Origin of the sequence: Kribbella sp. NBC_01505 (assembly GCF_045040285.1) — a bacterium.
Lineage (GTDB): Bacteria > Actinomycetota > Actinomycetes > Propionibacteriales > Kribbellaceae > Kribbella.
This window is the reverse complement of the sequence record NZ_CP109425.1, coordinates 9,069,824-9,082,403: the sequence shown is the minus strand read 5'-3', so window position 1 is coordinate 9,082,403 and position 12,580 is coordinate 9,069,824. Positions and strand designations below refer to the sequence as shown.

The 12,580-nt window shown below is 68.9% G+C and carries 6 protein-coding genes; 2 read left to right on the top strand and 4 right to left on the bottom strand.

The annotated features are described in order from the left end of the window. Nucleotides 1–3: 3 nt before the first annotated feature. The 3 genes from OG474_RS42415 to OG474_RS42405 are packed head-to-tail and all read right to left on the bottom strand — an operon-like array spanning nt 4 to nt 10,201. Entirely contained in the window at nt 4–291 is a 288-nt protein-coding gene (locus tag OG474_RS42415; protein ID WP_405059336.1) for a phosphopantetheine-binding protein, read from the bottom strand. Then, nucleotides 288–4,178, bottom strand: a complete 3,891-nt coding sequence (locus OG474_RS42410; RefSeq protein ID WP_405059335.1) for a beta-ketoacyl synthase N-terminal-like domain-containing protein — start codon at nt 4,176–4,178, stop codon at nt 288–290. The genes OG474_RS42415 and OG474_RS42410 overlap by 4 nt, the downstream gene beginning before the upstream one ends. After that, nucleotides 4,175–10,201, bottom strand: coding sequence for an SDR family NAD(P)-dependent oxidoreductase (locus OG474_RS42405; protein WP_405059334.1), 6,027 nt, complete (start codon nt 10,199–10,201; stop codon nt 4,175–4,177). Before OG474_RS42405 ends, OG474_RS42410 begins: the two co-directional genes overlap by 4 nt. A 181-nt stretch (nt 10,202–10,382) precedes the next feature. Between OG474_RS42405 and OG474_RS42400 the strand changes: the two genes are divergently transcribed. Together OG474_RS42400 and OG474_RS42395 are read left to right on the top strand one after the other, a co-directional pair. Further along, nucleotides 10,383–11,171: an SDR family oxidoreductase gene (locus OG474_RS42400; RefSeq protein WP_405059333.1), complete on the top strand. Its 789-nt coding sequence runs from the start codon at nt 10,383–10,385 to the stop codon at nt 11,169–11,171. Nucleotides 11,172–11,173: 2 nt separating this feature from the next. Then, nucleotides 11,174–12,148 carry an aldo/keto reductase gene (locus OG474_RS42395; RefSeq protein WP_405059332.1) on the top strand — a complete coding sequence of 325 codons (975 nt, stop codon included), beginning with the start codon at nt 11,174–11,176 and terminating at the stop codon, nt 12,146–12,148. Here OG474_RS42395 and OG474_RS42390 read toward each other — a convergent pair. Next, a complete protein-coding gene (locus OG474_RS42390; RefSeq protein WP_405059331.1) occupies nt 12,145–12,579 on the bottom strand; it encodes a MarR family winged helix-turn-helix transcriptional regulator in 435 nt (144 codons plus the stop codon). The genes OG474_RS42395 and OG474_RS42390 overlap by 4 nt on opposite strands. Nucleotide 12,580 lies beyond the last annotated feature (1 nt).

The window sequence follows — 12,580 nt, the reverse complement described above, 5'->3', positions numbered from 1 at the left end:
GCGTCAGCCCCGCGCCGCGAGCCGGTCGGACACGAACTCGGCGATCGCGCCGACGGTCAGCTCGATGACCTCGTCGAGATCCTTCTGGGCCAGGTGTTCGGCCAGGTTCACGTCCGGGCCGAAGTGCTCGGCGAGGATGCCCGCGAACGTGACGAGGTCGATGCTCTGCAGCCCGAGGTCCTCGTGGAACGTGCTGGCCGGAGTGATCTCCAGGTCCAGCAGGTCGAGGTCGCCCACCAACGGGGCGAGCAGTTCGGCAACGGTGTCGAACACGATGAGGCTGGTGGTCATGCGGGGCTCCCGAGGGGTGTCGCCAGGGCGTGGGCGCGGTTGCTGTCGGAGGTGACGGTGATGGACAGGGGCGGTAGGACCCGGCCATGCAGGCCGGACACGGACTTCTCGTCGTCGTGGACGTGGAGCTCGGCCGGATACACCGGTTCGCCGAGCAACGCCCGTACGGCGTCCTTGATCGCGATCCGGCGGAGTAACCAGCCGCGCTGTTCGCGGGGCGGGCAGGCCGCGTACGCCGTTCGCTCGGCGCGATTGAGGTAGACGGCCGCGTAGAACTCGCGAGCGGCCAGGCTCGGCCAGCGGTCCTCGACGGAGGCCGTGCCGTCCGGAGCCACGGTGGAGAAGCGATTCCGGTCCGGGTACGCGTAGACGCGATGGGCGGCGCGGTCACAGGGGAAGCGGACGTCGCGCCAGTTCTCGACGCGCGCCAGCACCTGTCCGTCCAGGATCAGATGCGCGGTCATCTCCAGCAGATCGGGCTCGGCGCGGATCTCGGCCACGCACTCGATCTCGGTGCCGGGTTCTGGTTCGGGCGCGTACCACGTGATGCGCTTGATGCCGCGCGGGAAGGCCAGCAGGTTCTCGGTCTCGTTCGCGAGCATCCAGCACCCGAGGAGTTGACCGACGTTGTCCAGCAGGGCTCCCGGCGCCGGCGGCACCACCAGGCGGCCGCGAATGTGCCCGCGCCCAATGCCGTGCAGCATAGCCAGACCCTGGTACGCCGGACCGTGGAACATCTCGCGGTTCGTATAGATCTCGGCGGCCGTCAGCGGCGGCGCTGTCTCGGCCTCGGTGCTGACCGGTGCCATCGGAGCAATCGGGAAGGTAGCCGCGGTGTTGACGGTGAGCTGCGCATAAGAGCCGAGGTCGACGCGGACCGTGTCCCCGTCGCGCTGCATGGACACCTGGATCGTGCTGGCCGGTTCTGCGAGCAGCCAGCGCGCGAAGGTCGCGTCCTGGACGCCGATGGCGAGGGTGCCCGGCCAGGCCTTCTCGACCTGGCGGCAGGCGAGATCGACGAGCGCGGTCGCGGGTACGACCGGCCAGAAGTCGGACTCGTCCGGCCAGCCCGCGCGCTGCCGGAAGAACCGGTGGTCCCGCAGATACGGCATCGCGGTGAGAGAGACCTCCACTGTGGTCTCGACGGTGCGATTGCCCGCGTAGGCCGCGATGACACTGGCTGCGCTGCGCCGGGTCTCGGCGAGCAGCGCGGTGAACTCGGCAACGATCTCGTCGGAGACACCGGTCGGTATGTCGACCATAGGTTCGAGGAGTCCGCGCGCGTTCTCCGGCAGCGACAGCAGGGCACTCGACGTGTTCAGTCGCACGGTGCGCGGTTCCAGTACGTCGAACTGTGGCTGCGCGCCTTCCACCCACATGGCCGTGGCCACTCGGCGGAGCTGGCTGAGCCCGGACCGGAAGCTGGAGGCGGCTCCGATGACGAGGTGCTCGGCATCCTGCAGGGTGTCGCTCACGAATGAGCCGAGCTGGCCGGCACCGACCTGGATGAACGCGCGGAACCCCTCGCCGTACAGGGTCTTGATGAGTTCGCGAAAGCGGACCTTCTGGACGAGGTGGGCGAGGTAGAGGTCGCGGATCGCGCCGGGCTCGGTGGGGTAGGGCGCGACGGTTGTTGCCGACCACATCGGAATTCGCGAGGCGCGGAAGTCGAGGTCCTTGACGAGGTTGGCGAACGGCGTCAGGTGCGGGGTGAGGTAGCGGGTGTGGACGCCCGAGCGGAACGGTAGCGACCTGGCGATCACGCCTGCGCCGCGGCACGCTTCGGCGAGCTGCCGGATGGCGTCCGGTGCTCCGCACGCGATCGTCTGCTGGGGCGCGTTGTCGTGCGACAGAACGATGTCGAGGCCGGCGTAGAGCGGTTCGGCGATCTCGGCCGCGCAGCCGAGCACGAGGAATTCGGTGTCCGGGATCGTGAAGCCGTCCGGCCAGTAGCGGCTGACCAGGTCGGCGGCCGGGCCGGTGGAGTACATGCCGGCCACCTGCATCGCGGTCCATTCGCCGACGCTGTGACCGGCGAGCGCGTCCGGGGCGACGCCGATCCGGCCGAGAGCCTCGTGCAGCAGTGTGCCGACGTGCGTCACGCTCTCGGCGTGATCGAGCAGACTCACGGTCGACCAGCTCGGGGCGGGCAGTCCGAACTGCCGGGCGACGTCCGCACAGTTCGGCGTACCGTCTCCTTCCAGGCCTGGGAACAGGAAGGCTGTCTTCGAATCCGGTGCCTGTAGCAACGGACTTGTCGTGCACCAGATGTCTTTCGCGCCGCGCCAGGGCTTGCCTTCGGCAACGACCTTCGCCGCGATCCGGCGGGCCAGGGCGAGGTTCGGTTCAGTGGGACCGACGATGCCGATGCGGAACCGCCCTTCTGCACCGGCACCGTCGGGTTCGTGGGGCCGGTCGAGCCGGTCGAGCAGCTCGTCGGCGGTGTGTGCGGCGATGCGCAGTACCCGCTCAGGTTCGTGCACCCGCGCCCGGCCCTTCTTCGGCGCGTGATCGGCCTCCTCCAGGACGACGTGGGCGTTCACCCCGCCGAATCCGAAGGCGTTCACCGCGGCCCGCCGCGGCCAGTCCGTGGCCCATTCCTCGGCTGTGCCGATCGTGCGGAAGCGGGTGGTCTCCACGAGCGGGTTGGGCTCCGCGCAGTGCAGGGTCGGTGGGAGGACGCGGTGGTGCAGCGCGAGCGCGACCTTCACCAGGCCGGCGATCCCGGCGGTCGGCAGCGTGTGCCCGATCATCGACTTGACCGAGCCGATCACCGCGCGCGGGCCGTCGTCGGCGGGTCCGAAGACCTCGGTCAGGGTTGCCAGTTCGGCGGCGTCGCCGGCCTTGGTCGCGGTGCCGTGGGCTTCGAGCAGACCGATCGAGGACGGGTCGAGATCGGCGGCCGACCAGGCCCGTCGGAGCGCGAGGACCTGGCCGGCGACCGATGGGCTGAGCAGGCTCGCGCCCTTGCCGTCGCTCGACGTACCGGAGCCTTTCAGCACGGCGTACACGCGGTCGCCGTTCGCGCGGGCGTCGTCGAGGCGCTTGAGCATGACGATCGCCGTACCTTCGCCGATGAGCAGACCGTCGGCGTCCTGGGACAGCGGGCTGATCCGCTGGCTCGGCGATAGCGCGCCGATCTGGGTGAACATCGACCAGAGAGTGTCGTCGTGCGTGTGGTGCACCCCACCGGCCAGTACGACGTCGCACCGGCGGCGGACGAGTTCGCCGATCGCCTGGTCGACGGCGACGAGTGAGGAGGCGCAGGCCGCGTCCACCGTGTAGGCCGGACCGAAGAGGTCGAGGCGGTTGGCGATCCGGGAGGCGGCCAGGTTCGGGACCAGCCCGATGGCCGTCTGGGGGCGGAACTCGCCGAGTGGTTCGAGCAACGCCGTACGGAGACGCTCGATCACTTCGGGTCCGGCTGAGGGGACGAGCTCCTGGACGGTGCGGGTGATCTGCCGGATGGTTCGCACGCGCTGGTCGAACCGTAGGAGGCCGGGGGAGAGGTAGCCGCCGCGGCCGAGGATGACGCCGACCTTGGCGCGATCGCCCAGCCGGTCGAACCCGCCCGCGTCCTCGATCGCGGCCACTGCGGTCGCCAGAGCCGCGAGCTGGTCGGGTTCCATCCCGTCGACATCGGCCGGTGGGATGCCGAAACCGAGCGGATCGAAGTCGACGGTGTCCGGGACGAATCCGCCCCGACGCCCGTAGGTCTGGTCCGGCGCCGTACCGGTGCTGCCGTGGAATCCTTGCTCCCAGCGGGTGACCGGTATGTCGGTGATGGCGTCTGTGCCGGTGATGATGTTCTGCCAGTACTGGCCGACGTTCGCGGCGCCGGGAAGCAGCACGCCCATCCCGACGATCGCGACCGGCTCCTGGCTCACCACAGCGAGGCCGTGTAGAGCACGGCGCGGACGTCGGGCGAACCGTAGGCCAGCTCGCGCAGTAGTGCGGCGGTGCCTTCGTCGGGGTCGATCAGCGCGACGTCGCGGCGGCCGTATTCGCGGGCGAGCTCGGGGGTGACCATGCCGCTGTGGTCGTCGGCCGGTGCCCACGGGCCCCAGTGGACGGTGAGTGCTCGGCCGTTCCAACGGGTGGCGAGGTCTTCCAGTGCATCGTTGGCGGCGGCGTAGTCGGTCTGGCCGCGATTGCCGAGTACGGCCGAGATGCTGCCGAAGAACGTGATGAAGCCCGGCTGGATCTTCTCCTCGGTCAGTGCCGCGAGCAACGTACTGGCGCCGGTGACCTTGGTCTCGAAAACGGTGCGGAACGACGTGTCGTCCTTGAGAGCCATCAGTTTGTCGTCGATGACACCGGCGGCATAGACGACGCCGTCGATGCGGCCGTGCCGGGTGACGACGTCCTTGACAAGCTGATGAACGGCTTCACTGTCTTGTACGTCGACGCTCTGGTAGCCGGAGCGACCACCGGCCGCGGTGATCTGGTCGAGCGTTCGGCCGATCTCGCGCTGGGCGAGGACAGTCCGAACCTGGCGCTCGATGTCCGCGACCGAACCGCCGCGGGTGATCAAGGTTTCGCGGATGGCTTGCGCGTCGTGGGGGAGGGCGGCGTCTTCGGGCGCCATCGGCCAGGGGGTACGGCCGGCCAGTTCGATGCGGGATCCGTTGGCGGCCAGGGCGATCGCCGTACGGGCGGTGATGCCGCGGGCACCGCCGACCAGCAGGACGACGGAGTCCGCGTCGAGGCCGATCGCCTGCAGCTCGCCGCTGCCCGGTCCGGCTCCCGAATGGGCGAGGGAACCGAGTTCTTCGTTGGTCGGTACGTCGGTCCAGCGGCCCTGACTGTTGTGGTGGGCAACGACCTGGCCGTCGTCGGTGAGCAGCTCCGACAGCACGATCGTGGGGACGTCGTCGAGGTCGTCGATCAGGACGAGCCGGGTGCTCGCATCCCGCTCGAGTGCCGCCGCCCGGAACAGCCCGCGCAGTCCGGCACTGGCCTGAGCCACCGCGAGGAACGTACCGCGGGCCTCCTTCAGCTGACCGAACAGCCGTGGTGCGGGCGACTCGCCGGTGTCGGTCAACGCGTCGAGCGAGATGACGAGGTCCGCGTCAGCCCCCTCAACAGCCGTCGCACCCGCACCAACGAGCCGCCCACGAATGGACCCCGCCAGATCCTCCGGCCCCAGCACCGTAAACGTCTTCCCATGCAGACTCGCCCCATCAGCACCCGCCGGCGGGCAAGCCTCCGCCCGCGCCACATACCGCCGCGGCGCCGTACCGACTCCTGTCATAACGTCCGAAGAAACGCCGACCGTGGTCTCCGCATCTTCGGACGTTGCGAGGGGGGTGAGGAGGAGTTGCAGTTGGGTGATGAGGCCGTTGGCGGTGCGTTGGCGGACCAGGAGGTCGGTGCTGTCGGTGGCGGTGAGGCCTAGTTGGGTGAGGAGGGTGCCGGCGATCTCGGTGCGTTTGATGGAGTCGATGGAGAGGTCGGCTTCGAGGTCGAGGTCGCCTTGGATCATGCTCGCCGGGAAGCCGGTCCGATCACTGATCACAGCCAGCACCGAAGCGCGAACATCGGTGGCGACCGGTTCCACCACCGGCTGTTGTTCGATCACCTGGACGGGGGCGACGACCACCGCGGGGGCGGGCTCGACCGGGCGGGGCGGGGCGGTCGGCGTACCGAGGTAGCCGAGCATCACGTCGCGTTGGCCCGCGACGAACTCGCGGCTGGTACGGAGGAACTCGACGATCACCTGGTCACGCTGGGCTGGCTCGTTCATCACGGTCCTCGGGATCGGGCGGGCGGGGGTGAGTCCGTTCGGAGGGATCTGTCCGTCGGGCCGGCGAACGACGTGGCCGTTCACCGTCCACACATCCGGACGCGGCGCGGGCGGGGTGGGACGGCCGCGGTAGAGCCGGTCGGTGTCGACCGGGACGCCGGCCCGCGCGAGGGCGCCGAGCGTGGTGAGGAATCCGTTCAGGCCGGGTTCGCAGGCGAGCACCTGGTGCGGGCGGTCGCCGAGGATCTCGCCGACCAGCCGGGACAGCACCCGGCCGGGCCCGACCTCCAGGAAGATCCGGGCCCCAGCGGCGTACATGTCCTCGATCTGTTCGACGAACCGAACCGCCGACGGGATCTGCAGCGCCAGCTCGTCCCGAACCGAACCAGGTTCGTACCGCCTGCTCGTCCGGTTCGACCACACCGGCAAGCTCGGGTCCTGGATCGGCGCGCTCCGCAGCGTCTCGGCGAACAGGTCACCGGCCGCCGCAACCAGCGGACTGTGGAAAGCGCACGAAACCGGGATCCGCTTGGCAGCGACACCGCGTTCCCGCAGCTGCGCGACGCTGTGGTCGATCGCGGACACGCTGCCGGAGATCACGACCTGCTCAGGAGCATTGTGGTTGGCCACCACGACATCCAGACCAGCCAGCTTTTCCGCGAGATCGTCAGACCGAGCCCGTACGGCGGCCATCGCCCCGGACGGCATGCCCGCGATCGCGGCGGCCCGGGCACGACTCAACTCGACCAGCGTGGCCGTGTCGAACGCACCGGCGACCGACAGCGCGACCAGCTCGCCATAACTGTGCCCAGCAAGGAAGTCAGGCGTGACGCCAAGCTCGGCCAGCAGCCCACAGACGGCGGATTCGACCAACCCGAGCGCGGGCTGTGCGACCTGGGTGTCGGTCACCGCCGCGCTCTGCGCCGTACTGCGGACGTCGTCGAACGCGCGGGGCGGGAACACCGCCGACACCAGGTCGGGGTGCGCTCGCATGCTGTCCGCGAGCTCGGGGAAGTGCACGAACAACTCGGCGAGCATCCCGGGCCGCTGACTCCCTTGTCCCGGGAACAAGAACGCGAGCTTCCCCGGCGTGGTCTCCCGCACGGTGATCGCTGGTACGTCGGTCTTCCAGTCCCGCAGCGCGTGCGTGCGATCAGGCGGAACCGGGCCCGGCGCCAGGACGGCGTGGAAGTTGGTGCCACCGAACCCGAACGCGCTGACTCCGGCAAGCCCACGCATTCCGGGCGCCGGCCGTGCGGTGGTCGAGAACGTGAAGGGACTGCCATCGGCATCCCAAGCGGTGTTGGGCGAGTCCAGGTGCAGGGTCGGCGGCACCACCTCGTGCCAGATCGCCAGTACCGCCTTGATCAGTCCGGCCAGCCCGGCCGCGCACTTGGTGTGGCCGATCTGGCTCTTCACCGATCCCAGCGCGATCGATCCGGGCCGCGCACCGGCGTCGGTGAAGAAGCCGGTCAACGTTCGCAGTTCGGTCGCGTCGCCGACGACGGTTCCGGTCCCATGCGCTTCGATTAGGCAGACGTCGGTCGGCGATACTCCGGCGTCCTCGTAGGCGCGTTCCAACGCACGCCGCTGTCCCTCCGGACGCGGTGCGGTCAGCCCGAGCGCCTTGCCGTCGCTCGCCGCGCCGACCCCCTTGATCACGCCGTACACCCGATCGCCGTCCCGCTCCGCGTCAGTACGGCGCTTCAGCACGAGACAGGCGACGCCTTCGCCGAGTGCGATGCCATCGGCGGCCGCGTCGAACGGGCGGCAGCGTCCGGTTGGCGACAACGCACCCGCGGAGGTGAAGTTCAGGTAGTCGTTGATGCCGTTGTGCAGGTCGACGGCACCGCACAGCACCATCGAGCTCGTACCGGATCGCAGTTCCTTGACCGCGATGTCCAACGCGGCCAGCGAGGACGCGCACGCCGCGTCGACGGTGTAGTTCGCGCCACGCAGGTCGAGCCGGTTGGCGATCCGGCCGGAGATGACGTTGGCCAGGGTTCCGGGGAAGGAATCCTCGGTCAGCTCGGGCAGCTGACCGAGTAGCTCCGTCGGCACCTCGGCCAGGTAGCTGGGAAGCAGCGCTCGCAGTACTTCGGCATTGGCCAGATCGCTTCCGGCCTCGGCGCCGAACAGCACGCTGGTGCGTTCACGGTCGAAGGGGCGTTCGTCGTACCCGGCATCGGCGAGTGCTCGGCGTGCGGTCTCCAGCGACACCAGCTGCGCCGGATCAATGCTCGCCATGGACGTGGGCGGGATGCCGTAGGCCAGCGGATCGAACTCGACCGGCGGCAGGAACCCTCCCCAGCGCGAGGTCGACTGTCCGGCATAGATCGCTGGGTCCCATCGGTCCGCCGGAACTTCGGTGACCGAGTCCACGCCGTTCAGGATGTTCGACCAGAACGCGGGGAGGTCAGGTGCGCCGGCGAAGGTGCAGGCGATGCCGACGATGGCGATGTCGCGGTCGGCTGAGGCGATCGATTCCCGTGGCGCGCGGTTGCGCAGGAGCTCGGTGGCGCCGTCCGTGACCGCGGCGTGCAGCTCGGCGATCGTCGTACCGGCGTTACGTAACACTGATACCTGACCGGCCATGTACAGGCCTTGGTCGAGCTGGGCGTCGCCGTCAACGGTGACCAGCTCGGCGCCTTCGCGCACCAGACCCTTGGAGGCGATCCGCAGTCGGCCGGTGTTCAACTCTTCGAGACGCTGCCAGGCATCCTGGCGCGGCAGGTCCGTGAGCTCACTCTTGAGCGTTTCGAACTGAGCGGTATACGGGCTGGGCAGGCAGCGCGTGCTGTGGCCGGGCGCCGTCTCCAGCGTCACCGTTGCCTCGGCCTCGATCGCCTGCTCCTGGAACAGCTCGGTGATGGCTCCGGTGGCAACGGCCTCGCGGGTGAACAGGTACGCGGTGCCCATCAGCACGCCGATCCCGGCGCCCCTGGTCGCGAGTTCGGCCGCCGCGGCCGCGACCATCGCGGCCGACCGGGCGTCGTGGATGCCGCCGGCGAACAAGATCTCCAGGCCCGGCCCATGCCCGCGCAGGACGTCAAGCTGCTGCTCCCAGAGCGCGAAGCTTGATCGCGGGCCCACATGCCCACCGCACTCGGCACCCTCGAACACGAACCGCTTGATCCCGGCGTCGAGGAACTGCTGCAACAGGATCGGCGACGGCACATGCACGTACGTCGCGATGCCCTGCGCCTCGAGTGCCTTCGCCTGGGTCGGCTTCCCACCGGCGAGCAACGCACACCGCGGCTTCGCAGCCAGTACGGCGGCCAGCTGCTCCTCCCGCCTTTCCGCGTCGATGAACCCGAGCAGGCCGGCGCCCCAGGGACGCTCACCGAGCGCCTGCGCGGTCTTCGCGAGCAGCTCCGTCGTCTGGGCACCCGTGGAGGTCGCCACGGCAACGAACGGGAACCCGCCGTGCTCAGCGACTGCCGCGGCGAACGCGGGCTGGTCGCTCACCCTGGTCATCGGGCCTTGAGCGATGGGCAGGGCGCTACCGAGCGTCTGGCACAGCGGCGCGCCTTGGTCGGCAGGGTCCGGAAGGTGATCGATCGCCGCGCGCAGCGAGCGCACTGCGGCCTCTGCCGAGCGATACCGGCCGGCGAAGAGTGGAGCGAGCGACGAGTCGGGCAGTGACTGTCGCTGTACCGAGGTTGCCTCCGGCAACAGCGTGAGCTGCTCGTCGAGCAGGACGCCGGCTGCCCCGCCCGCGACCGCGCCGACCGCGGTGCGCGGTCCGACTCCGGTCGCCCAGACGGGGATCTGATCGCCGTACACGTCGAGGAGCTGTTGCAGCAGGACGAAGGCCGACAGCTCGGCAGCGACCGCTACCAGGCCGATCGCTCCGTGCTCGACGGCCTCCGCTGCCTGTTGCACCGAGGTCACCTCGGCGAGGGTCGGCAGTTCGATCCTTGGTCCGCCAATCCCTTGCAGGACTAGGGAAACGCCGCAGTCTCGAATCGCGTCCGGCGCGATCGTGCAGTCGGCCGGCACGCGAACGCCGTACGGGATGTCACGGAGTTGGGCGGCTGACTGGGTCAGTCCCGTCGTGCCGGCTAGATCGAGGATGGGGAATCCACCGCCCCGGGCCAGGGCGGTGAGGAGCTGGGGGGCGGAGCTCAGTCCGAGGACCTTCGCTCGAAATACGTCGCTCACAGGGCGTACCTCCTTGTTCACCGGTAGCAACACCCGGTCGAGAGCAAGGAGAACGCAGAGAAGCTGAGAAATGCAAGAGGAAGAAGCGTTAAATTCTCGCACCCTCTCCATGTGGAGATATGGGTTCGGTGACGTTTTGGGTATACATGTCAACTACCTGTGATCAGCATCTGGAGCCGCCGTGGAACTGGCTGGACGTGTGATCGTGGTGACCGGCGCCGCGCGGGGAATCGGCGCCGCGCTGGCCTGCCGGTTCGCCGCCGAAGGCGCCGCCGGAGTGGTCGTCTCCGACCTGGATCTCGACGCCGCCGAGGTGGTCGCCGCGAGAATCGTTGCCCAGGGCAGTAATGCGGTCGCGGTCCGGGCGGATGTCTCTTCGAAGGACGACCTGAAGGGTTTGGTGCTGGCGGCCAAGGATCATTACGGACCGGTCGATCTCTTTTGCTCGAACGCCGGAGTCGCCTTCGGCACCGGGGTGCACGCGTCCGGCGATCAGTGGGCGACGTCGTGGGAAGTCAACGTGATGCAACACGTGTACGCCGCTCAGCTGGTGGTGCCCGCGATGGCGCGACGCGGAGAGGGCTATCTGCTGATCACCGCATCGGCGGCCGGACTGCTCGGTGCGCCGGGCGATGCGCCGTACTCGGTGAGCAAGCACGCGGTGGTCGGGCTGGCCGAGTGGCTCGCCCTGACCTATAGACCGAAGGGCGTGAAGGTCAGTGCGTTGTGCCCGCTCGGTGTCCGAACCGCCCTGCTCGAACCTGCCGTCCTGGCTGGGCATCCGGCCGCACTGGCGATCGCCGCGCAGGCGCCGATGCTGGAGCCGGCAGAGGTGGCTGAGGCCGCCGTACAGGGAGTGCGGGACGAGGACTTCCTGATTCTGCCGCACGAGTCGGTCCGGGAGCGGTATGCGCGCAAGGCCCAGGATCCCGGCCGGTGGATCGACGAGATGATCGCAGAAGGGCTCTGAGCATGGAGTTTCGCAGAGTGGGCACGAGCGGGCTGGCGGTGAGCGAGGTTGCCTACGGCAACTGGCTGAACCATGACGCCGACTGCGTGCAGGCGGCGCTGGACGCCGGGATCACCACGTTCCACACGGCTGCGGCCTGGGGTGGGGGAGCGGCCGAGGAGAGCCTGGCGGCAGCCTTGGCCGCGGCGCCGCGCGACGATCTCGTCCTGTGTACTGGCGTGTTCTGGCCGGAGGGTGCCGGGCCGAACGGCGCTGGTCTGAGCCGGAAGCATCTCGTGAAGTCCTTGCACGGCTCACTGCGCCGGCTCGCCACGGACTACATCGACATCTATCAGCTGCTGCGTTTCGACTATCAGACTCCGCTCGAGGAGACGTTCCTCGCGCTCTCCGACCTGGTGCGCCAGGGCAAGATCCTGTACGTCGGAACGTCGGAGTGGAGCGCCGATCAGCTGCAACGCGCCGGGGCGCTGGCCGAGCGGTACGACGTACCGTTCGTGGTCAATGAGCCGCACTACTCGATGCTGTGGCGAGTGGCGGAGTCCCAGGTGATGCCGGTCTGCGATCGGCTCGGGGTCGGGCAGTTCGCTTCGGTCCCGCTCGCTCAAGGGGTGCTCACCGGCAAGTACGGCGACGGCCAGGTCCCGCCCGGTTCACGGGCTGCTGGCAACTATGTCCAGCAGCTGATGATTCGCGGCCTGCTGGTCCCGGGGGTGCTGGATCGGGTTGAGCTGCTGCGTGGCGTGGCTGCGGATGTGGGACTGACGATGGCCCAATTGGCTGTTGCCTGGGCGCTTCAGCACGACAGCGTCGCGTCGGCCGTCGTCGGTGCGAGTACGCCGGAGCAGGTAACCGAGAACGCGAAAGCGGCTGGCGTCCGGCTCGATATCGACGTACTGACCAGGGTTGATCAGTTGCTCGGTGGCGCCATCCAGACCGACCCGCGGCTGACCTGGTCGCCGCCCGCGGGGCTCGGTTAGCCTTCGCGCACCAGCCGATCGGCGAGCCGGAGCAGGATCGTCAGCTCCTGCTCGCCGGCGACCTCGAAGAGATTCCGGCGGACCGACCGCGCGTGGATGATGTCGGTTGCCTCGAGTGCTTCGCGTCCATGGGTTGTGAGCCTCACGAGCATCGACTTGTCTTCGCAGAGCTTGCGGTCGATCAGGCCCTTGGCCTGCATCCTGGTGAGTTGCCGGGACAGCCGGCTCTTCGACCAGTACATGGTGTCGGCCAGCCGCTGCTGGCCGATCGAGGCGCCGGCCTCCTTGATGTGCATCAGCACACTGTGCTCCGCCTGCGAGAGGTCGGACACCTCTTTGACATCGAGGGATACCCGGTAGCGCAACAAGTCCGCGATTTTCAGTGCGGAGCGCCAGATTTCCATTTCACTGGCCGTCAGGTGGTCGTCCACA

What these genes read in the sequence shown, in the direction of transcription:
- OG474_RS42415 (WP_405059336.1), bottom strand. Translation starts at nt 291, where the DNA reads ATGACCACCAGCCTCATCGTGTTCGACACCGTTGCCGAACTGCTCGCC.
- OG474_RS42395 (WP_405059332.1), top strand. Translation starts at nt 11,174, where the DNA reads ATGGAGTTTCGCAGAGTGGGCACGAGCGGGCTGGCGGTGAGCGAGGTT.